The sequence below is a fragment of the Nocardioides lianchengensis genome (assembly GCF_900101465.1).
Taxonomy (GTDB): Bacteria; Actinomycetota; Actinomycetes; order Propionibacteriales; family Nocardioidaceae; genus Nocardioides; species Nocardioides lianchengensis.
In genome coordinates this window covers 88,520-108,071 of record NZ_FMZM01000008.1, presented here as the reverse complement: position 1 = coordinate 108,071, position 19,552 = coordinate 88,520, and the positions used below count along the sequence as shown (strand labels likewise).

The 19,552-nt window shown below is 73.0% G+C and carries 23 protein-coding genes; 14 read left to right on the top strand and 9 right to left on the bottom strand.

What is annotated here, in order from left to right; genetic code table 11:
• Positions 1-6: 6 nt before the first annotated feature.
• The gene (locus tag BLT76_RS15390; RefSeq protein ID WP_090857879.1) at positions 7-801 is read right to left on the bottom strand and encodes an enoyl-CoA hydratase/isomerase family protein; all 795 of its coding nucleotides are present in this window, start codon (positions 799-801) and stop codon (positions 7-9) included.
• A 138-nt stretch (positions 802-939) separates the two neighbouring features.
• On the opposite strand from BLT76_RS15390, the gene BLT76_RS15385 reads away from it, so the two are divergent.
• From BLT76_RS15385 to BLT76_RS15375, 3 genes are all read left to right on the top strand, one after another.
• A complete protein-coding gene (locus BLT76_RS15385; RefSeq protein WP_082574674.1) occupies positions 940-1,107 on the top strand; it encodes a DUF3117 domain-containing protein in 168 nt (55 codons plus the stop codon).
• 71 nt (positions 1,108-1,178) lie between these two features.
• A complete protein-coding gene (locus tag BLT76_RS15380; protein WP_244509425.1) occupies positions 1,179-2,660 on the top strand; it encodes a leucyl aminopeptidase family protein in 1,482 nt (493 codons plus the stop codon).
• Between the two features lie 2 nt (positions 2,661-2,662).
• Positions 2,663-3,001 carry a hypothetical protein gene (locus tag BLT76_RS15375; RefSeq protein WP_090857873.1) on the top strand — a complete coding sequence of 113 codons (339 nt, stop codon included), beginning with the start codon at positions 2,663-2,665 and terminating at the stop codon, positions 2,999-3,001.
• On the opposite strand, the gene BLT76_RS15370 is transcribed toward BLT76_RS15375, so the two are convergent.
• On the bottom strand, positions 2,995-3,459 hold the full coding sequence (locus tag BLT76_RS15370; RefSeq protein ID WP_090857871.1) for a MarR family winged helix-turn-helix transcriptional regulator: 465 nt from the start codon (positions 3,457-3,459) through the stop codon (positions 2,995-2,997). The two genes, BLT76_RS15375 and BLT76_RS15370, sit on opposite strands and share 7 nt — an antisense overlap.
• Positions 3,460-3,514: 55 nt before the next feature.
• Between BLT76_RS15370 and BLT76_RS15365 the strand changes: the two genes are divergently transcribed.
• Positions 3,515-5,500 (top strand): MMPL family transporter, encoded by a 1,986-nt coding sequence (locus BLT76_RS15365; RefSeq protein ID WP_090857868.1) that lies wholly within the window; start codon positions 3,515-3,517, stop codon positions 5,498-5,500.
• A 186-nt stretch (positions 5,501-5,686) separates the two neighbouring features.
• Here the strand turns inward: BLT76_RS15365 and BLT76_RS15360 are convergent, their stop codons facing one another.
• Positions 5,687-6,337 (bottom strand): O-methyltransferase, encoded by a 651-nt coding sequence (locus BLT76_RS15360; RefSeq protein WP_090857866.1) that lies wholly within the window; start codon positions 6,335-6,337, stop codon positions 5,687-5,689.
• 153 nt (positions 6,338-6,490) lie between these two features.
• On the opposite strand from BLT76_RS15360, the gene sigE reads away from it, so the two are divergent.
• From sigE to BLT76_RS15345, 3 genes are read left to right on the top strand one after another with little or no spacing between them, the layout of a single operon-like run.
• The gene (gene sigE / locus BLT76_RS15355; RefSeq protein WP_090857863.1) at positions 6,491-7,084 is read left to right on the top strand and encodes an RNA polymerase sigma factor SigE; all 594 of its coding nucleotides are present in this window, start codon (positions 6,491-6,493) and stop codon (positions 7,082-7,084) included.
• Positions 7,081-7,560, top strand: coding sequence for an anti-sigma factor (locus BLT76_RS15350; protein ID WP_090857860.1), 480 nt, complete (start codon positions 7,081-7,083; stop codon positions 7,558-7,560). The genes sigE and BLT76_RS15350 overlap by 4 nt, the downstream gene beginning before the upstream one ends.
• Positions 7,561-7,620: 60 nt before the next feature.
• Positions 7,621-8,979, top strand: a complete 1,359-nt coding sequence (locus BLT76_RS15345; RefSeq protein ID WP_090857857.1) for a S1C family serine protease — start codon at positions 7,621-7,623, stop codon at positions 8,977-8,979.
• Here the strand turns inward: BLT76_RS15345 and BLT76_RS15340 are convergent.
• Entirely contained in the window at positions 8,976-9,227 is a 252-nt protein-coding gene (locus tag BLT76_RS15340; protein WP_090857854.1) for a helix-turn-helix domain-containing protein, read from the bottom strand. The two genes, BLT76_RS15345 and BLT76_RS15340, sit on opposite strands and share 4 nt — an antisense overlap.
• A gap of 114 nt (positions 9,228-9,341) precedes the next feature.
• Between BLT76_RS15340 and BLT76_RS15335 the strand changes: the two genes are divergently transcribed.
• Together BLT76_RS15335 and BLT76_RS15330 are read left to right on the top strand one after the other, a co-directional pair.
• Positions 9,342-10,028, top strand: coding sequence for a hypothetical protein (locus BLT76_RS15335; RefSeq protein ID WP_139175558.1), 687 nt, complete (start codon positions 9,342-9,344; stop codon positions 10,026-10,028).
• Positions 10,029-10,031: 3 nt separating this feature from the next.
• A complete protein-coding gene (locus BLT76_RS15330; protein WP_090857848.1) occupies positions 10,032-11,321 on the top strand; it encodes a CpaE/TadZ family protein in 1,290 nt (429 codons plus the stop codon).
• On the opposite strand, the gene BLT76_RS15325 is transcribed toward BLT76_RS15330, so the two are convergent.
• Both BLT76_RS15325 and BLT76_RS15320 read right to left on the bottom strand, forming a co-directional pair.
• A complete protein-coding gene (locus tag BLT76_RS15325; protein WP_090857845.1) occupies positions 11,284-12,648 on the bottom strand; it encodes a hypothetical protein in 1,365 nt (454 codons plus the stop codon). The two genes, BLT76_RS15330 and BLT76_RS15325, sit on opposite strands and share 38 nt — an antisense overlap.
• A 1-nt stretch (position 12,649) precedes the next feature.
• Positions 12,650-13,030, bottom strand: coding sequence for a fimbrillin family protein (locus BLT76_RS15320; protein ID WP_139175556.1), 381 nt, complete (start codon positions 13,028-13,030; stop codon positions 12,650-12,652).
• 84 nt (positions 13,031-13,114) lie between these two features.
• Between BLT76_RS15320 and BLT76_RS15315 the strand changes: the two genes are divergently transcribed.
• The 4 genes from BLT76_RS15315 to BLT76_RS25415 are packed head-to-tail and all read left to right on the top strand — an operon-like array spanning position 13,115 to position 16,730.
• Positions 13,115-14,560 (top strand): WS/DGAT/MGAT family O-acyltransferase, encoded by a 1,446-nt coding sequence (locus tag BLT76_RS15315; protein ID WP_090857840.1) that lies wholly within the window; start codon positions 13,115-13,117, stop codon positions 14,558-14,560.
• Entirely contained in the window at positions 14,557-14,901 is a 345-nt protein-coding gene (locus tag BLT76_RS15310) for a DUF6912 family protein (RefSeq protein WP_090857837.1), read from the top strand. The genes BLT76_RS15315 and BLT76_RS15310 overlap by 4 nt, the downstream gene beginning before the upstream one ends.
• A 39-nt stretch (positions 14,902-14,940) precedes the next feature.
• Positions 14,941-16,569, top strand: coding sequence for an L-glutamate gamma-semialdehyde dehydrogenase (gene pruA, locus BLT76_RS15305; RefSeq protein WP_090857834.1), 1,629 nt, complete (start codon positions 14,941-14,943; stop codon positions 16,567-16,569).
• Between the two features lie 2 nt (positions 16,570-16,571).
• Positions 16,572-16,730, top strand: a complete 159-nt coding sequence (locus BLT76_RS25415) for a cytochrome c-type biogenesis protein CcmH (protein WP_139175554.1) — start codon at positions 16,572-16,574, stop codon at positions 16,728-16,730.
• Here the strand turns inward: BLT76_RS25415 and BLT76_RS15300 are convergent.
• Genes BLT76_RS15300 through BLT76_RS15290 form a run of 3 tightly spaced genes read right to left on the bottom strand, consistent with a single transcriptional unit; the run spans position 16,715 to position 18,681 of the window.
• Positions 16,715-17,197 carry a DUF2505 domain-containing protein gene (locus BLT76_RS15300; RefSeq protein ID WP_090857830.1) on the bottom strand — a complete coding sequence of 161 codons (483 nt, stop codon included), beginning with the start codon at positions 17,195-17,197 and terminating at the stop codon, positions 16,715-16,717. The genes BLT76_RS25415 and BLT76_RS15300 overlap by 16 nt on opposite strands.
• 1 nt (position 17,198) lies before the next feature.
• A complete protein-coding gene (locus tag BLT76_RS15295; RefSeq protein ID WP_090857827.1) occupies positions 17,199-17,690 on the bottom strand; it encodes a DUF2505 domain-containing protein in 492 nt (163 codons plus the stop codon).
• 7 nt (positions 17,691-17,697) lie between these two features.
• Entirely contained in the window at positions 17,698-18,681 is a 984-nt protein-coding gene (locus BLT76_RS15290; protein WP_170867083.1) for a hypothetical protein, read from the bottom strand.
• A 72-nt stretch (positions 18,682-18,753) separates the two neighbouring features.
• Between BLT76_RS15290 and BLT76_RS15285 the strand changes: the two genes are divergently transcribed.
• Positions 18,754-19,551, top strand: a complete 798-nt coding sequence (locus BLT76_RS15285; RefSeq protein ID WP_090857821.1) for a tryptophan 2,3-dioxygenase family protein — start codon at positions 18,754-18,756, stop codon at positions 19,549-19,551.
• Position 19,552: the final 1 nt, after the last annotated feature.

The window sequence follows — 19,552 nt, the reverse complement described above, 5'->3', positions numbered from 1 at the left end:
CCCCGGCTAACGCCCCTCGAAGACCGGCTTCTCCTTGGCCACGAAGGCGGCCACGGCGCGCTGGTGGTCCTCGGTCGCCCCGCTCTTCTGCATCATCGAGCTCTCGAACTCCAGGGCCTCGATGAAGGTGTGGGCCGCGGCGTACCCGACGGAGCGTCGGATCGCGCCGAGGGCCACGGTCGGCCCGGCGGCCAGCCGGGCGGCCAGCGTCTGCGCCTCGGCCGCCAGCTCGTCGGCGGGCAGCACCCGCGTCGCGAGGCCGAGCGTGAGGGCCTCGTCGGCCTTCACGGTGCGCGGGAAGTAGAGCAGCTCCAGGGCCTTGGCCCGCCCCACCAGCAGCGGCAGGTGGTAGCTGGCGCCGGTGTCGCAGGACAGGGCGACGTTGGCGAAGGCCAGGTTGAAGCCCGCGGTGTCGGCGACCAGCCGGAGGTCGCAGGCGAAGGCCAGGCTCGCGCCCGCCCCGGCCGCGACGCCGTTGACCGCTGCGATGACCGGCTTGGCCATGCCGGCGAGCGCGGTCACGATCGGGTTGTAGTGCTCGTCGACGGTGCGGAAGAGCGCGTCGCTGCCACCGCCTCGGAGCAGCTGGATGTGCTCCTTGAGGTCCTGGCCGGTGCAGAAGGCGCGCCCGGTGCCGGTGAGCACCACGCACCGGACGGCGTCATCGTCGGCGACCTGCTGAACGACCTCGCGGAGCAGCACCTTGGTGGCCACGTCGAGGCTGTTCATGGCCTCGGGGCGGTTCAAGGTGATCGTGGCGACGCCGTTTGAGATGTCGAGAAGAACGGGAGCATCGGTCATGGCCGCAGTCTGCCGCACCCGGGTTCACCCGGACTGTGGCACGGCACACCCCCGTCATGGGGGATAATGGTCGACGCACACGGCGTCGCGGGTCCCCCTGGTCCGCGAACGCCCCTGGACAGAAGGAAGAGGTGCCGGATGGCGGCGATGAAGCCGCGGACGGGCGACGGTCCGCTGGAGGTCACCAAGGAAGGACGCGGCATCGTCATGCGCGTCCCCCTCGAAGGCGGAGGCCGCCTCGTTGTCGAGCTCAACGCCGAGGAAGCCGGCGCCCTCGGTGATGCACTCAAGGACGTCGTGGGCTGAGGTTGACGACCTCACCGGCACGCCCTGATCTCCCGACCCAGGTCTCCCCTCCGGACTTCGCCCTCAGCGACGTGCTCCCGCATGCCGTGCTCGGCGTCGAGGTGGTGGCCCTCCCGGTGCTGCCCGCCGACGGCGAGGGGGACGGTCCGCTGCTCGGCCCCGGCGCCGAGCAGCTGGTCGACCAGCTGGGCCTGGACCTGCTCGCGGTGCTCGAGCAGGACCGGGCGAGCGGCAAGGCGGGCGAGGTCACCTCGTTGCCCGTGCCGCTGGGCGGGCCGGAGAACGCGGAGCTGCGCCAGGTGCTGCTCGTCGGGGTCGGCGATCAGCGGCCCGACGACCTGCGCCGGGCCGGGGCCGCGCTCGCGCGGGCCACGGTCGACCGCGCCTCGGTCGCCACCTCGGTGGCCGCGGTCGCCGACGACGCGGGCCTGGAGGCGTTCGTGGTCGGGGCCATGCTCGGCTCGTTCCGCTTCCACTGGCGCTCGACGCCGCCCGAGCACGTGCCGGTCGGACGGATCGTCGTCGCCGGGCGTCCGGAGGGCGACACGCCGGTGCTGCGTCGGGCCGTTGCGGTGGGAGGTGCCGGCTGGCGGGCCCGCCAGCTCGCGACCGTGCCGTCCAACCTGAAGAGCCCGGCCTGGCTCGCCGAGCAGGCGCGCCTGGTCGCGGACGAGGCCGGCCTGGCCTACGAGGTCTGGGACGAGCAGCGGCTCGCCGCCGAGGGCTTCGGGGGGATCGTCGGGGTCGGCCAGGCCTCGGCCACGCCGCCGCGCCTGGTCCGCCTCGACTACACCCCGCGCAAGGCCACCCGTCGGACGCCCATGGTGGTGCTGGTCGGCAAGGGCATCACCTTTGACACCGGTGGTCTGTCGATCAAGCCCGGCGAGGCGATGTCGACGATGAAGCGCGACATGACCGGCGGCGCCGTGGTGCTGTCGGTGCTCGCCGCACTGGCCGAGGTCGACTGTCCGGTCCGGGTCGTCGGGCTGGTGCCGATGGCCGAGAACGCCGTCTCCGGCAACGCGCTGCGCCCCGGCGACGTGGTCCGGCACTGGGGCGGCCGGACGACCGAGGTGACCAACACCGACGCGGAGGGCCGGGTCGTGATGGCCGACGCCCTCGCGTACGCCGTCGCCACCCTCGACCCGGCGGTCGTCGTCGACGTCGCCACCCTGACCGGCGCGATGAAGGTCGCGCTCGGCCAGCAGGTCGGCGGGTTCTTCGCCAACCGCGACGCCCTCGCCGAGCGGGTCGCGGCGGCGGGCGCCGCTGCCGGGGAGCCGCTGTGGCGCTTCCCGCTCGCGTCGGTCTACGAGGACAAGATCGCCTCCAAGGTCGCCGACGCCGACAATGCCGGCGGTGGACCCGGGGCGATCACCGCCGCGCTCTTCCTCCAGCACTTCGTGGGCGACGTGCCGTGGGCCCACCTCGACGTGGCCTCGGTCGGTGACTCCCCGTCGGAGTCCTTCGAGTGGACCACCGGCCCGACCGGCTTCGGGGCGCGCGCCCTGCTCGCCTGGCTGGGCGGCCCGGCGCCGCTCGACGGGATCTGAGCGTGCTCGGGCTGTCGATCCGCTGGTCGCTGGTCGACGCGCCCGACGGCGTCGAGGACGAGCTGGCGTCGTACGTCGCGGGCACGTCCCACGCCCGGTTCACCGGCATGTCCGGGCTGCGCTTCAAGACCTGGCGAGTGCGCCGGGGCGAGTGGTTCGAGGGCACCTACGTCTTCGCCACCGACGAGGCGCGCGCGTCGTTCGAGGAGGAGTTCCGCGCCGGGGCGGCCGACGTGCCGGGTTCGCGGATGGTCGGCAGCCCGCCGGTGCTGATCGAGGCGTTCGACGTGGTCGCGATCGCCGAGGGCTGGGAAGGCTTCGAGGCCGCAGCCCGCTACTGACCGGTCTCCTGGCCGGTCTCCGAGACCGCCTCGAACGCGGCGGTCGCGCCGGTCAGGTAGCGCTGGACGACCGCGAGCTCCTCGGGGGTGAACGCCTCCTCCAGCTCGCGGAGGCCGACGAACATCGGCATCAGGTGTGCGACGAGCTCGGTCCGCCCCGACTCCGTCAGGTGCACCTCGGTACGCCGGCGATCGTGGTCGTGCGGGCGACGCTCGACGTGCCCGCGCGCGGCCAGCCGGTCGACGATGCCGGTCGAGGCCGCCGTGCTCACGCCCAGCCGTCGGGCCACCTCGGCGGGGCCGAGGGGCGCCGCGGACAGGTGCTGCAGGGTGACCAGCTCCGACTCGCCCAGTCCGGCCGTGCGGGCGACGTGGTGGCGCAGTCGGACACCCGCCTCGACCAGCTCGCGCAGCAGGGCGGACGTGGGGTGGTTCGTGGGGGCGGTCGTTTCCTTCACCTACTTAGTGGTTAACCTAGTTAGCGATCCTACCAACGTTGCTCGAAGGACAAGCATGCCCTCGCCCGTCCGTCTCATCACCGGCCGCCGCACTGCGTGGCTGGTCGCCCTGCTTCCGCTGCTGCTCGCCGGAGTCGTCCTCGGTCTGGTCGGGGAGGGGGAGCGGGACCGAAGCCCGCTGGACTCCCTGCCCACCGGCCTCGACAGCACCCTCGGAACCGCGCTGCAGGAGCGCCTGCCCGCCGCGGACAGCTCCGTCGCGATCGTCCTGGTGACGGCCGACGAGGGTCGCCTGGACCAGGCCGCGCTCGACGCCGTACCCGTGGAGTCCGAGCTGACCGTGTCCGACGACGGGACGGCGGCGATCGCCGTGGTGCCGGTCGAGACGGACGACGGCGGCAACACCTCCGACGCGGTCGCGGACCTGCGCGCGTCGCTCGACGAGGCGCTGCCGGACGGGGTCACCGGGCAGGTGACCGGTCCGGCGGCCATCCAGGCCGACCTGTCGGCGGTGTTCGAGGGGGCCGACCTGCGGCTGCTGATGGCCACCGCGCTGATCGTGGCCCTGCTGCTCGTCGTCACCTACCGCAGCCCGGTCCTCTGGATCGTCCCGCTGGCCGTGGTCGGCATCGCCGACCGGCTGGCCGCGGTCGTGGCGACCCAGGTGCTCGCCGCGGTCGACGTGGCCTGGGACGAGTCGACGGTCGGCATCTTGTCCGTCCTGGTCTTCGGGGCGGGCACCAACTACTCGCTGCTGCTCATCTCCCGCTACCGCGACGAGCTCCGCCGGCACGGGCCCCGGCACCTCGCGATGGCCGAGGCGCTGCGTCGTACGGCGGAGCCCGTGCTCGCCAGCGGGACCACGGTCGTCCTCGGCCTGCTGACCCTCCTGCTCTCGCTGACCCCGACGACCCGCGGGCTGGGCCTCGCCTGCGCGGTCGGGGTCGTGGTGGCGGTGTTCTTCGCCCTGGTGGTCCTGCCCGCGACCCTGGTCCTGTTCGGACGCTGGGTCTTCTGGCCCCGGGTCCCGCGCGAGGGGGAGCCGGCGCTGGTGGACGGCAACGGGATCTGGCACCGGGTCGGACAGCGGGTAGCCGGACGCCCCGGCACCTTCGTGACCGGCAGCGTGCTGCTGCTCGCGGTGCTGGCCCTCGGCGTCTTCCGCATCGACACCGGCCTGGACCGCTCCGAGCAGTTCCTGGACGAGCCCGAGGCGATCTCGGCCGCGGCCCGCGCCGCCGAGTCCTTCCCCGCCGGGCTGACCGATCCCGCGCAGGTGGTGACGACCGAGGACCCCGCCTCCGTGCAGGAGCGCGTCGCCGCGGTCGAGGGCGTGCAGTCGGTCCGCCCGAGCGCGGAGGGCGACGGCGTCAGCCAGCTGGACGTCGTGCTGACCGGCGCGTCCGGGTCGGACGAGGCCCGCGACACCGTCGACCGCATCCGCGACGCGGTGGACGGGCTCGACGACACCCACGTGCTCGGGGCGGAGGCGGAAGGGATCGACGAGAAGGAGGGCGCTGCCCGCGACCGGCTGCTGATCCTGCCGCTCATCCTGGTCCTGGTGCTCGGTGCGCTGCTGCTGCTCCTGCGCTCGATCGTGGCCGCCGGCCTCCTGGTGCTGACCGTGCTGGCGACGTACCTGGCCAGCCTCGGGCTCTCCTGGTGGCTGTTCACCGGGATCCTCGGCTTCGAGGCCCTGGACACCAGCACGCCGCTCTTCGCGTTCCTGTTCCTGGTCGCGCTGGGCGTCGACTACAACATCTTCCTGGTGACCCGCGCCCGGGAGGAGGGGCGCGAGCACGGCTCCCGCGACGGGATGCTCCGGGCGCTCACGGCGACCGGCGGGGTGATCACGAGCGCCGGCATCCTGCTCGCGGCCGTGTTCGCCGTCCTCGGCGTGCTTCCGCTGGTCGTGCTCGCCCAGATCGGCACGGTCATCTGCCTGGGCGTCCTGCTCGACACGCTGCTCGTGCGCACCGTCCTCGTCCCGGCCCTGGCCATCCGGCTCGGTGACCGGTTCTGGTGGCCGCGGCGGGTCTGAGGCGGGGGGGGGGGGGGCGTCCTACTTACCCGGATAAGGGCCCTTCCCGGACGTTCCCGGGCGAAGCTTCGGCCAGGAACGTCCGGGAAACCCTGAGCGGTGTGGCCGGTGGGACCTGAGTGACTCAGGAGGCGGCGTCCTACTTCCCCTGATCACCGGGTAAGTAGGACAACGGCCCGGCAGCCCTCAGTCCTGCGGCGTCCACTCCTTCTTGGCGAGGAGCAGCCCGTCACCCACGGGCAGCAGGACCGGGACCAGCTCGTCGTGGGCGGCGACCTCGCGGCCGAGGTCGCGGATGGCGACGGTCTCCTCGTCGCGGCGGGCGGGGTCGGCGACCCGGTCGTGCCAGAGCGCGTTGTCGAAGGCCACCACGCCGCCGGGGCGGAGCAGGCGCAGGGCCTCGCGCAGATAGGCGCCGTACTCGCGCTTGTCGCCGTCGCAGAACACGATGTCGTAGTGGCCGTCGGTCAGCCGGGGGAGTACGTCGAGGGCCGCGCCGGAGATGGTGCGCGCACGCTGGCTGGGGATCTGGGCCTCGGTGAACGACTGACGGGCCAGGCGCTGGTGCTCGGCCTCGATGTCGACGGTGGTCAGCACGCCGTCGGCGCGCATGCCGCGCAGCAGCCAGAGGCCGGACACGCCGGTGCCGGTGCCGATCTCGACCACGGCCCGGGCCTCCAGCACGGAGGCGAGGAACCGCAGCGCGGCGCCGCCGCCGGAGCCGATGGCGGTCACGCCGACCTCGTCGGCCCGCGACCGGGCCGAGGCGAGCACGTCGTCCTCGGCGACGTACGCCTCTGAGTAGGACCAGCTCGCGGCGTTGATGGGCGTCGTCACCGGCTCAACGTATCGCGATCACGCCGCGCCGACCGGGAACACGGCCGCAGGCCTGCTCGTTGGCACGGATGGATCCTGGCTCACAGGGTCCTTTCAGCAAGGTGACCTAGCGTACGGAGGGACGGGACGTTGTTCAGGTCGAGAGGGGTCCCCGTGGACGTTCAGCAGGAGAGTGCGACGACGGTCCCCACGTGGGACGAGATCGTGGAGCGCCACTCCGACCGGGTCTACCGCCTCGCCTACCGGCTGACCGGCAACCGGCACGACGCCGAGGACCTCACGCAGGAGGTCTTCGTCCGCGTGTTCCGCTCGCTGTCGACCTACACGCCCGGCACCTTCGAGGGCTGGCTGCACCGGATCACCACCAACCTCTTCCTCGACCAGGCCCGCCGCAAGCAGCGGATCCGCTTCGACGCGCTCTCCGACGAGCGGGCCGACCGGCTCACCAGCGCGTCGCCCGCGCCCGAGGCCGCCTACGCCGACCAGCGCTTCGACGACGACGTGGAGCGGGCGCTCGCGACCCTGCCGCCGGACTTCCGGGCCGCGGTCGTGCTGTGCGACGTCGAGGGCCTGTCCTACGAGGAGATCGCCGAGATCCTCGGCGCCAAGCTCGGTACCGTCCGCTCGCGCATCCACCGGGGCCGCGCGATGCTCCGCACCGCGCTGGCCCACCGCGCGCCGGGTGCCGGCCGCGCCCGATACTCCGGCCCCGCCACCGGCCCGATCGCCCTCCCGGGGCGCGCATGATCGGCCACCTCGGCTCCCGCGCGAGCGCCCTGCTCGACGGCCAGCTCTCGGCGGAGGAGTCCGAGCGGGCCTGGGCCCACGTCCACCAGTGCCACCTCTGCCGCGACCTCGTCGAGCGCGAGGGCTGGGTGAAGACCCGGCTGGCCGGGCTCTCCCTCGACGGTGGCTGCACGCCCGCCGGGCTGAAGGGCTCGCTGCTCGGCGCGCCCGACTGCCGTCCCGCCGAGATGGGCATCCCGCCGGGCGACTTCTTCCTCGCGATGAGCGGGCGCTCCGAGTCGCGACCCCGTCGTACGGCGGGTCTCGCCGCGATCGGCGGCGGCGCCGTGGGTGCCGCGGTGATGGGCGTGCTGGTGCTCGGCACCGCCCCGGCCGACGCGCCCAACCTCGAGCGTCGGGCGCCGGTCACCTCGCTCCCGAACTCCACCACCTCGCAGGCCCCACTGCCGGCGACGCGGAGCGTCCGGCAGCCCTGACCCGGTCGCCGCAGGCGGTCGGGCCGACGGCCATTTCGGGCGACAGGTGATGATGGAGCCGTGAACGACGCAGGCCAGACGCCGCCGCCGAACGACTCCCGGGCGGACGACGACGCCACCCAGCCGATCGGTCCCGCCCAGCCGCACGGATCCGGCCAGCCGGCCGGACCCGGCGGCCCCTCGTGGGTCCCGCCCACCCATCAGCCGCCGGCCGGTCCGGTGCCGACCGCCTCCTGGCCGCCGTTCCCCCCGCCCGGCACCCAGCCGCTCCCGGTCGCCCCGGTGCCGCCGAGGCACGCGGCGGACCGCGGGCGGGTCAGCGGGTGGGTCTGGCCGTCGGTCGCCGCCCTGGCGCTGGTCCTCGGCCTCGCCGGGGGCGTGGTGGGCTCGGTCGCGTACGACGAGCTCAACGACCACGACGGACCCGGATCGGTGAGCGAGGGGCTGGCCGGGGTCGACGTCGTCGAGACGCCCCCGCTGCCGGCCGACGACGGCTCGATCGCCGCGGTCGCGCAGGAGCTGCTGCCGAGCACCGTCCAGATCTCCGCGGAGTTCGAGGGCCAGGCGAACGGCGCCACCGGCTCCGGCTTCGTGCTGGACCGCCAGGGCCACGTCGTCACCAACAACCACGTCGTCGCCGACGCCGCGAAGGAGGACGGTCCGATCGCGATCGTCGACCAGGACGGCAACCGCTACGAGGCGACGGTCGTGGGCCGCAGCCCGGTCTACGACCTGGCGGTGCTCTACTCCGAGGAGGCCAAGGAGCTGGCGCCGGCCGCCCTCGGCGCCTCGCGCTCGCTGCGGGTCGGGGAGGGCGTGGTGGCCATCGGCTCCCCGCTCGGCCTCAGCTCGACGGTCACGGCCGGCATCGTCAGCGCCCTGCAGCGACCGGTGTCGACGGGCGACGCGGCCAGCGAGTCGTCGTACATCAACGCGGTGCAGACCGACGCGGCCATCAACCCGGGCAACTCGGGCGGTCCGCTGGTCAACCTGCGGGGTCAGGTGGTGGGCGTGAACTCGGCCATCGCCACCACGGGCGGCAGCGGCTTCGGCACCGAGTCCGGCAACATCGGTGTCGGCTTCGCGATCCCGGTCGAGCAGGTGCGGATCACCGCCGACCAGATCCTCAAGAGCGGCGAGGCGCGCTACCCCGTGATCGGGGCACAGGTCCAGACCGGTCAGCGCGGCAGCGGGGCGGGCGCCGAGATCGACGAGGTCAACGACGGCACCCCGGCGGAGGAGAGCGGCCTGCGCAAGGGCGACGTGATCGTGGCCGTCGAGGGTTCGCGGGTCACCGACGGCATCGCGTTGATCGTGGCGATCCGCTCGCACCAGCCCGGCGAGACGCTGGAGTTCACCATCCGGCGCGGGGACGACGAGGAGACCGTCGAGGTCACCCTCGACTCCGAGGTCGGCTAGACCTGCTCGGAGGGCTGGTCCTGCTCGGCCTCGACGAACGGGTGCTGGTCGACGAACTGGGCGGTCTCGGTGTACATCCGCTGGATGTACTCCTCGAGGACCGAGCCCTCGACGCGCCACTGGCCGCGCCCGCCGATCTTGATGGCGGGCAGGTCGCCGCGGCGCACGAGCGCGTAGACCTGCGCGCTGGAGGTGTTGAGCACTTCGGCCACGTCGGCGAGCGTGAGGAAGCGGGGCGTTCCGGCCATGGGGTCATCGTCGCACCTGGGGCGGCGGGGACGTCGGCAGCACCCGCCGCCTGTGGAGAGGTGGCCTGTGGAGAGGCGGGTGTCTCCACCCGTTCGGGTGGGCATGATGGCGCCGTGTCGAGGAGTCCGGGAGTCCCCACCACGCAGCTGCCGCCGCCCGCGGTGCGGTCCACGACGTCGGGATGGCGCGACCCGCGGCTCTGGGTCGGCGTGGCGATCGTCGCGGTGTCCGTCGTCGCGGGGGGTCGGCTGCTGGCCGCCGCCGACGACACGGTGCAGGTCTGGGCGGTGTCCGCCGAGATGGGACCGGGCGACCGGGTCGGGGAGCCCGACCTGGTGCCCCACCGGGTCCGCTTCGGCGACGACGACGACCTCGCCGGCTACTTCACCGTCGACGACGAGCTGCCCGCCGACCTCGAGCTGACCCGGGCGGTCGGGGCGGGCGAGCTGCTGCCCCGCGGAGCGGTCGGCACGGTCGGGGAGAGCGGCAGCCTGGAGCTGCCGATCTCGGTCGACCCCGCGCTGGTGCCGGCGTCGGTCCGGTCCGGGTCGGTGGTGAGCGTCTACCTCAGCGTCCCGCGCCCGGCGGGGGCGGTCGGGGCCGCCGAGGCCGGATCGGCTCCCGCGGGCCTGCTGCTGGAGGAGGCCACCGTCGTCGACGCTCCGGCCGCCGGCTCGGGCCTGGCGACCGGTGGTCGGCGGCAGCTGGTGCTGGCGGTCGCCGAGCCCGACGTGGCTCGCTACTTCGAGGCTGTGGGTGCCGTGGCGGACCCGGTCCTGACCGTCGTACGGCGGGGCTGAGCGGTGCCGGTCGGGGTGGGCGGGGCGACCGTCGTGCTCGTCGTCGCCGCGGGGGCGGACTGGGAGTCCGCGGCGATCGGCCGCCTCAACGAGACCGCCGGGATCGTGGTCCTCAAGCGCTGCGTGGACGTCGACGACCTGCTCGCGGCCGCGGCCGCGGGTCAGTCGGACGTCGCGGTCCTCGCGCTCGACGCCCCGGGCCTCGACCGCTCGGCCGTCGACCACCTGCACCAGCACGGCGTCGCGCCGGTCGCGGTCGCCCCGGCCGGCGTTCCCGACGAGGCGGCCCGGCTCCGGGCCACCCGGATCGGCATCCGCAGCGTGCTGGCCGAGGCCGACCTGGACGTGCTGCCCCGGACCGTGATCGCGGCCGCCGAGCCGGCGTCCGAGCCCTCCGGTGCGGCCCCGGAGCCGGTCGGGCCCGACGGGCCACCACCGGCCGAGCCGCCGCCGGCCCCGGGCCGGGTCGTGGTGGTGTGGGGGCCGCCGGGCTCCCCGGGCCGCACGACCCTGGCCACCGGCCTGGCCGCCGAGCTGGCCCGGCGCAACCGTCGTACGACGCTGGTCGACGCCGACCCGGTGTCGGCCAGCGTGGCCCAGCAGCTCGGGGTCCTCGACGAGGTGTCCGGCCTGCTCTCGGCCGCCCGGCTCGCCTCGAGCGGCGACCTGGAGGAGGGACTGCCGTCGGTCCAGCGCGCCCTCGACCGGCAGCTGACGGTGGTGACCGGACTGCCGCGGCCGGACCGCTGGGTGGAGGTCCGGCCCGGGGTCGTCGAGCACCTGCTGGGCCTCGCGAGTGCCCAGGGACACGTGGTGGTCGACACCGGTCCGGTCCTCGAGGACGACGGATCGGGCGAGCTCGGGTCCCGCCCCGGACGGCACCAGCTCACCCTGGAGGCCCTCGACGCGGCCGACGAGGTGATCGTCGTCGGATCCGCCGACCCGGTCGGCCTGTCGCGGCTGGCCCGCGGCCTGGTCGAGCTGCGTGAGCGGCTGCCGGGCACCCCCGTGCGCGTCGTGGTCAACCGGATGCGCACCTCGCTCGGCTGGTCCGAGCGCGACGTCGCCGGGATGGTCGCCGGGTTCGTCCGCCACGAGAGCCTGCACTTCGTGCCCGACGACCGGGTCACCGTCGACCGGGCGCTGGTCACGGGCAGCACCCTGGTCGCTCAGGGCGAGGCGCCCGTCGTCCGCGCGATCGCGGCCGTCGCCGACGGGCTGGTCGGGCCGGCGGCGCCGGCGACGGTCGGACGGCTCAGGCGGCGAAGAGCAGGAAGAGGCCTCCTGCGGTGAAGCCGACCATCGCGAACAGCAGCGGGAGCTGACCGGTCAGCTGGTGTCGGGCCGGGAGCACCTTGATCGCCCGGTCGTGCGCGGCGATCACGCCCAGCACGTGCCCGACGACGACGGCGGCCACCTTGGTGTTGGCCAGCAGCGTCGGGTGGTAGGACAGCCAGTAGTTGACCTGCAGGTCGCCGGTGCCGAGGTAGTTGCTGCCGTCGCCGAACGGGTCGCTGGCCAGGATCAGGGTCAGCTGGCCGACTTCGACGAAGTACGTCAGGTAGTGGGCCACGATGTAGCCGACGATGATCGGCACGATCGAGTGGGCGAAGCGGTTGGGGAGGCTGCGTCGGTCGATCTCCGGATCGACTCCGGTCGCCATCGTCGCGAGCGCGAAGATGATGCCGATGCCGGCGCAGAAGGTCAGCAGCGCCAGGTTGTTGGCGATCGCCGCCGCGGTGTCGGGTCCGACCGCGCCGTTGGTCGTGATGATGTCGTGTTCCTGGAGGAAGTTCAGCCAGGTCGTGGAGTCGCGGAACGAGTCGAAGGCCGTGCTGCCGAAGAGCACGGCCGTGACGGCGACCAGGCCCGGGCGGGCCACCACGGTGGAGAGGTTCGCGAGCGGGCTGCGGACCACCACGCGGCCGTCGCGGGTGCCCCAGACCGACATCTTGGCGACCAGGCTGGAGTAGACCTCGAACGGGTCGGCGCGCTCGTAGAAGGTGTTGCCGAACAGGGCGCCGCCGAGCAGCATCGCGGCGACGTACACGGCGCACCACAGGCGGACCGGGCCGAGCTCGGTGGAGTAGGGGTAGACCAGCTCCATCCAGACGAAGGCGAAGAGGCCCACGGCGGCGGGCCAGTAGCCGAGCCGCTCGGGGTAGCGGAAGATGCCCTCGTCGGGGTCGCCGCCGGAGACCTTGGCGAACGCGAGGTTGATGGTGCGGACCGGGCTGATCGCCTTCCACACCGGGCCGAGGAGCAGCGAGAAGGGCACCAGGCCCACCCACCACCAGACGTAGAAGATGCCGAAGAACGGGTTGGTGACGCGGTCCTGGCCGAACACGGCGGCCATCGCGGTGTAGAGGAACAGCATCATGCCCAGGACCCGCAGGCCGACGCGGAACGCCGGGTGCGCGACCAGGGTGTCGATCCAGCCGGGCGCGGGCCGACCGGTCTCGCCGTCGTCGTACCGGGGCGTGCGCCAGGCGACGGCGAGGACGGTGAAGGAGACCGTCAGCGCGGCGACCGCGCCCGCGATCGCGAGCTCGGGCGAGATGGGCAGGTCCTGCGCGCCGCCGATGCCGTGGGCGAGCGTGCTGCCGTCGAGTCGGGCCACCTCAGCGGATGGTCAGCCGGATCACGACCTGGTCCAGGTCGTGCGACTCGATGTCGACCACGCCCGGCGCCTGGTTGGCCAGCTTGACCGGGATGGTCGTCGTACCGGCGCCGTACTCGACCTGCTGCTCGGGGGAGGAGTGGACGTGCAGCTCACCGGGCTTGTCGGCCTCGACGACGAGCTCGATGTCGCTGCCCTTCGCGATGGTCTCCTCGGCGCCGCGGGGCGTCACCGTGTCGCCGTCGAAGGTGATGTCGAACGAGACCGGCTCACCGTTGCCGGCGGGCGGCTCCTCCTCGTCACCGCAGGCGCTGGTCAGGGCCAGGGTCGCGACGATCACCGCGGCGCTCGCGAGCACTCGGCGCGTCGGACGGTTCCTCATCTTCTGTGGCACGTCTGCCAGAATCCCATGCAGAGCAAGCGAAGGGGTCTCGGGGGCCCGTACGCGCGACGAGAGGCGGGGTGGATGAGCGAGCGGCTGCGGCCACGGGACCTCGCCCTCCTGGCGGAGGAGTCCGCCACCACGCCGATGCACAACGCCACCGTCGAGATCTTCGATCCGGGCGAGTCCGGGTTCGACCACGACCGGTTGGTGCGCCTGATCTCCGACCGGATCTCGTTCGTGCCGCGCTACCGGCAGCGGCTCCAGGCGGTCCCCGGACGGGTCGCCAACCCGGTCTGGGTCGACGACACGCACTTCGACATCGGCTACCACGTACGACGCTCCGCGCTGCCACGGCCCGGCACCCTGGGTCAGCTGCAGGAGCTGGTCGCGCGGATCGTGTCGCGCCCCCTCGACCGCAGCCGGCCGCTGTGGGAGGTCTACTTCGTCGAGGGGCTGGCCGACGGGCAGGTGGCCCTGCTCTACAAGGCCCACCAGGTGCTGGTCGACGGCATCGACACCGTCGACCTCGGCCAGGTCCTGCTCGACATGACGCCCGAGCCCAAGGAGCTCGGCGGCGACGCGTGGACGCCCGGCCGACGGCCGTCCCCGGCCGCGCTGCTGGCGGGCGCGGTGCGCGACACGCTCGGCGACGGCACCACCGCGCTCGACACGGTCCGCAGCACCACCGGCTCGGTGCTGCGTGGTGTCGACAGCACGGCGCAGCGAGCCGGGCGGATCGTCAACGGGCTCGCCGGCCGTCGGCCGGTGCGGGAGAGCCCGTTCGCCGGCCAGCTCTCGCAGCAGCGCCGCGTGGTCGCGGTGTGCACCGACCTCCAGGACTACCGCCGGATCCGCGACGTCCACGGCGGCACGGTCAACGACGTCATCCTGGCGACCGTCACCGGGGCGCTGCGCGCGTGGCTGATGACGCGGGGTTCGCTCTCGGGCCTGCGCCAGATCCGGGCGGTGGTCCCGGTCTCGGTCATCGACCAGGAGCTCGAGGCGACCTCGCTCGGCAGCCAGATCGCCGCGCACCTGGTCGAGCTGCCGATCGGCGAGGCCAGCCCGGTCGTCCGGCTGCACCAGGTCTCCTACTCGTTCAAGGTGCACAAGGAGACCGGTCGCGGGGTGGCCGCCAACCGGCTGGCCGGGATCGCGGGGTTCGCCCCGACCACCTTCCACGCCATCGGCTCGCGGGTGGCCGCGGCCGAGCGCGGTCGCGGCTTCCAGCTGACGGTCACCAACGTGCCCGGCCCGCAGTCCCCGCTCTACGCCGCGGGTGCCCGGATGGTCAGCACCTATCCCGTGCCGCCGCTGCTGCCGGGTCACGCGCTCGCCATCGGCGTCACGTCGTACGACGGCCGGGTGTCCTACGGCCTCACCGCCGACCGTGACCTGGTGCCGGACGCCGAGGTGCTCGGCCAGTGCCTCCGCGAGGCCCTCGACGAGCTGCTCGACACCGTGACCGGGGCGCGTCCCCGGGTGCCGCGGGGCCGCCGGAAGGCCGCGAAGAAGGTGAAGCCGTGAGCACCCGCGTCTACGTGCCGACGACGCTGGCCGGGCTGGCGTCATACGTCGCCGCCGGCGAGGTGCCGGCCTCCGCCGAGCGGTTCGTGGCGCCCGATGAGTCGGAGGAGGGCGAGTACGCCGCCCTCGTCGCCGCCGGGGAGGCCGCCGCGGAGCTGCTGGACGGCCCCGGTCGACGGGTGGTGGTGGTCGGCGAGGCCGCCGACCCGGACGCCGCGGTCGCGTGGCGCCAGGTCGTCGCGGTGCACGCCGATGCGCTCGAAGGGGCTGACCCCGACGACGACCTGGCCTGGTTCGCGACCCAGGAGGTCCCGCACCTGCTCGACGGCTCCGCGTTCTGACTTTTTGAGTGCACGACCCCGCGGTGAGAGAGTCGCGGCATGGACGCCATCACCTCCCCGCCGGCTCCCACCAACGAGCCCAACCTCACCTACGCGCCGGGCAGCGCCGAGCGCGAGTCCCTGCTGGTCGAGATCGCGAAGCTGGAGAAGAAGCAGCTCACGCTGAAGGGGTACGTCGGGGGCCGCTGGAAGGCCGGTGGGGGAGCGGAGACCCAGGTCGTCCAGCCCCACGACCACCAGCACGTCCTCGGCACGTTCAAGGCCTCCACGCAGGCGGACGCGAAGGCGGCGGTGAAGGCGGCCGGGGCGGCGGCGGCCGACTGGAGGGCGCTGCCGTTCGACGAGCGCGCCGCTGTACTCCTGAAGGCCGCGGACCTGCTGGCGGGCCCGTGGCGCCAGCGGATCAACGCGGCGACCGTCCTCGGCCAGTCCAAGACGGCGTTCCAGGCCGAGATCGACTCGGCCTGCGAGCTGATCGACTTCTGGCGCTACAACGTCCACTACGCGCGGGGCATCCTGGCCGACCAGCCGATCGCGAACAGCCCCGGCATCTGGAACCGCACCGACCACCGCCCGCTCGAGGGCTTCGTCTACGCGATCACGCCGTTCAACTTCACCGCGATCGCCGGCAACCTGCCGACCGCGCCGGCGCTGATGGGCAACACGGTGATCTGGAAGCCGTCGCCGACGCAGCAGCTCGCCGCGTCGCTGACCATGGAGCTGCTGGAGGAGGCCGGGCTGCCGCCGGGTGTCATCAACATGCTCCCCGGTGACGGGATCGATGTCTCCGAGGTCGCGCTGGCCTCGCCCGACCTGGCCGGCATCCACTTCACCGGCTCGACCCCGACCTTCCAGCACCTGTGGCGCACGGTCGGGAACAACATCGAGAACTACCGCTCCTACCCGCGCATCGTGGGCGAGACCGGCGGCAAGGACTTCGTGCTCGCGCACCCGTCCGCCGACCCCGACGTCGTCCGCACCGCGCTGGTCCGCGGGGCCTTCGAGTTCCAGGGCCAGAAGTGCTCCGCCGCCTCGCGTGCGTACGTCGCCCGCTCGGTGTGGAAGCGGATGAAGGACGACTTCCTGGCCGAGGTCGAGGCGATCTCGATGGGTGACCCCACCGACCTGTCGCACTTCATGGGCGCGGTCATCGACGACCGGGCCTTCGCCAAGCACGAGAGGGCGATCGCCCGGGCGCGGTCCTCGAAGAAGCTCGACGTGCTGGCCGGCGGGCAGACCGACGACTCGGTCGGGTACTTCGTGCGCCCGACGGTCGTGGAGGGCACGGACCCGTCCGACGAGATGTTCTCCACCGAGTACTTCGGCCCGATCCTGGCCGTGCACGTCTACGACGACGCCGACTTCGAGAAGGTGACCCGCCAGCTGGAGGGCGCCTCGCCGTACGCCCTGACGGGTGCGGTCATCGCCCGGGACCGGGCGGCGATCACCTGGGCGCAGCAGGAGCTGCGCTTCGCGGCCGGCAACTTCTACGTCAACGACAAGCCGACCGGTGCGGTCGTGGGCCAGCAGCCGTTCGGCGGTGGGCGGGCCTCGGGCACCAACGACAAGGCCGGGGCGGCGGTCAACCTGCTGCGCTGGACCTCGCCGCGCTCGATCAAGGAGACGTTCGTCCCGCCGACCGACTACCGCTACCCCTACATGGGCTGATCGTGGTGCTTCCCCTGCACATGGGTGCGCTGCACCCGGTCGAGCAGGCGCTGACCCTGGCGCTGGCCTTCGGCCCGTTCGTCGTGCTCGGGATCGTCATCGCCGTACGCCGTCGGCAGGACCGCACCGCCGAGGCGGCCGAGGATCAGCGGGACAGGTAGTCGCGCCCGACCTCGTTCTCCCGCTGCAGCGCCTTCAGCAGCAGGTCGCCGATCAGGCCCTCGATCTTGCCGCCGACCAACGGGATGCCGACCTTGATCTCGAGCGACACGGTCTCGGTGGTGCGGCCGCCGCTCTCCTCGAGACGGACGGTGCCCTTCATGTCGCCGGGCTTGCCGGGGATCGTCACGTAGATGTCGCCGCGCTCGGCATCGGTCCAGATCTCCTTCTGGACGATGTTGATCTCGTCGCCGACGAACTTCTTGGCGAACGACGGGATGCCCGTCGCGGCCTGGACCTGGTCGACGACGACCTCCTTGCCAGCGCCCGCCGGGGTCACCGAGACCGTCTGTCGCAGCACGTGCTGGCGCTCGCAGACCTCCTCGCGGAAGGCGGGGTCGCCCAGCATCGCGGCCACGGCGGCCAGCGGGGCGTCGTACGTCAGCTCGTGCTTGATGCGCCTGCTCATCTCACTTCTCCCCGGTCGTGTTGCGCAGGTAGGCGACGCCCACCTCGTGCTCGGCGTCCATGCCGGCGGTGATCTTCTCGGCCAGCAGCCTCTCCAGCTTCCCGCCGATGAGCGGGACCTTGATCCGCAGCTCCAGCTCGACCACCTCGCGGGTGCCCGTGCCCTCCGGGGACAGCGTGATGCTGCCCGCCACCGAGGACGGCTTGCCGGGGGCGTCGATGCGCAGGCTGCCGCCGTGCTGGTCGGGCCACTCCTCGCGCTGGATCGCCTGCGTCGAGTCACCGGCGAACGCCTTCGCGAACGACGGCAGGTCGTCGGTGCGCTGCTGCTGGTCGATGGTCAGCGTGAACCCGTCCCCGCTGCGCTCCAGGGTGACCTCCGCGGAGATCACGTCCTGGGCCGTGCAGGCCGCCTCGCGGAACGCCGGGTCGGCCAGCATCGCGAACACCTCCGCGGGCGGGGCGTCGTACACGAGCTCGTGTCGGAACCTCATGCGGTCATCATGCCCGGCTCTGGCCGAGCCCCGTGCACGACCTCATCGCCGACTCGAAGGAGTCCACAGCGCTCATCTCGATGGTGCGGCGCCGCGGGGGAGATCGGTAGGTCCACGGCTCACCGACGCGGAAGAGCTCCGTCAGGAGGTGGGAGCTCTGTCCCGGGGGCCAGGCACTGCGCGCCTGGCGCCGCATCCGCCGGGTCAGGTAGCCCGCCTCGTCGGCAGCGGTGACGAGGTCCTCGTAGTCGACCGACCAGCTCGTGATCCGGTCGCCGGTCAGGTAGAACTCGGCCGGCACCCGGGCGAGCGAGTCGAACGGGATGCCGAGGGCGCGCTGCACGCCACCGCCGAGCAGACCGGCAGCGGTGTAGAGATCGGTCGAACCGACCAGGCTCCCGTAGCCGTTCAGCTGCGTGACCTCGGCGGTCAGGAGGCCGGCGACCTGCGGTGGGAGCCCGACCCCCGGGGCCACCGGGAGATCCAGGCCGGTGACCTCGCGCACGACGTCGGTGTCGGGGTGGATCCAGCACGTCCGGTCGGGCTGTTCGTTGCCCGTGAGCGCGGTGACTGCGAACCAGGCATCGGTGTCGGTGGACCGGACCTGGAGCTCCATCCCGTCCCCGCCGATCCTGAACGAGGAGGTGTACGCAGCGCGCAGCGCGACCAGGTCGTAGGTGCCCCGGTGCTCGTACTCGATCGTGCGGCCACGGGGGTCGTCGAGCCGGACCAGGGTCTGGAACTCGCCGTACCGCGCGTCGTAGAGGTCTCGCAGCGCGCGGCGGAGGGCTCGCCGCGCCGCGGTCGGGCCCGCCGGTTCGGCCAGCCGGGGGTCGGCGGTGGGAGTGGCGGCCGGTCGGCTGGTGAACCGCCGGTCGGACAGGTCGGACCCGTCAGGCGCAGGCTGGCGTGCGGCACCTGAACCCTCGAGCGCGCTGCAGCCCGCGAGGAGCGCCATCACGGCTCCGGCGGCCGCGAGTCGTCGTACCAACGTGGTCCCCTCCTTGGTCGGAGCGGCCCATCCTGGCGGTTCGCGCGCCCGCAGGTGGAAGAGTTGGCGAACATGACCACCGAGAACTTCGTGTCGTTCGGGGAGCAGGGGGCGCAGCTGACCTACGGCAGCTACCTCCGGCTGCCGCAGCTGCTCGACGCCCAGCATCTGGAGTCGGACCCGCCGGCGCACGACGAGCTGCTGTTCATCACCATCCACCAGGTCTACGAGCTGTGGTTCAAGCAGCTGCTGCACGAGGTGACCGCGGCCCGTGACGCGATGCTCGACGGGGAGCGGCTGTGGTGGGCGCAGCACCTGCTGCAGCGGGTGCACGTGATCGAGCGGACCCTGGTCCAGCAGGTCGACGTGCTGGAGACGATGACCCCGCAGGACTTCCTGGAGTTCCGGCAGCGGCTGGCCCCGGCGAGCGGCTTCCAGTCGGTGCAGTTCCGGGAGCTGGAGTTCCTGTCGGGCGCGCAGGACCCGTCGTACCTCGAACGGTTCCGGGGGATCACCTCGGACGAGCGCTCGCGCCTGGATCGGCGGCTCGTCGAGCCGACGCTCTGGGACGCCTTCCTCCGCGTGCTGGTCGCGCACGGCTTGGCGGCCGGCTCGGACGACGAGGTCGCCGACTCGATGCGGATCGTGGCCCACGACCGCTCGCAGTACGCCGTGATCTGGGCGCTCGCCGAGGCGCTGCTGCAGCACGACGAGCTCGCCGCCAGCTGGCGCGCCCGGCACGTCGTCATGGTCGAGCGGATGATCGGCGACAAGTCCGGCACCGGTGGGTCGAGCGGATCGACGTACCTGCGCTCGCGGGTGCCGCTGAAGTACTTCCCGGTGCTGTGGGAGCTGCGCTCAGCGCTCTGAG

Excerpts from the sequence above, each read along its gene's own strand:
- BLT76_RS15390 (WP_090857879.1), bottom strand. The coding sequence starts at position 801 with ATGACCGATGCTCCCGTTCTTCTCGACATCTCAAACGGCGTCGCCACG.
- BLT76_RS15385 (WP_082574674.1), top strand. The coding sequence starts at position 940 with ATGGCGGCGATGAAGCCGCGGACGGGCGACGGTCCGCTGGAGGTCACC.
- BLT76_RS15365 (WP_090857868.1), top strand. The coding sequence starts at position 3,515 with ATGCCCTCGCCCGTCCGTCTCATCACCGGCCGCCGCACTGCGTGGCTG.
- BLT76_RS15350 (WP_090857860.1), top strand. The coding sequence starts at position 7,081 with ATGATCGGCCACCTCGGCTCCCGCGCGAGCGCCCTGCTCGACGGCCAG.
- BLT76_RS15340 (WP_090857854.1), bottom strand. The coding sequence starts at position 9,227 with ATGGCCGGAACGCCCCGCTTCCTCACGCTCGCCGACGTGGCCGAAGTG.
- BLT76_RS15320 (WP_139175556.1), bottom strand. The coding sequence starts at position 13,030 with ATGAGGAACCGTCCGACGCGCCGAGTGCTCGCGAGCGCCGCGGTGATC.
- BLT76_RS15315 (WP_090857840.1), top strand. The coding sequence starts at position 13,115 with ATGAGCGAGCGGCTGCGGCCACGGGACCTCGCCCTCCTGGCGGAGGAG.
- pruA (WP_090857834.1), top strand. The coding sequence starts at position 14,941 with ATGGACGCCATCACCTCCCCGCCGGCTCCCACCAACGAGCCCAACCTC.
- BLT76_RS15300 (WP_090857830.1), bottom strand. The coding sequence starts at position 17,197 with ATGAGCAGGCGCATCAAGCACGAGCTGACGTACGACGCCCCGCTGGCC.
- BLT76_RS15295 (WP_090857827.1), bottom strand. The coding sequence starts at position 17,690 with ATGAGGTTCCGACACGAGCTCGTGTACGACGCCCCGCCCGCGGAGGTG.
- BLT76_RS15285 (WP_090857821.1), top strand. The coding sequence starts at position 18,754 with ATGACCACCGAGAACTTCGTGTCGTTCGGGGAGCAGGGGGCGCAGCTG.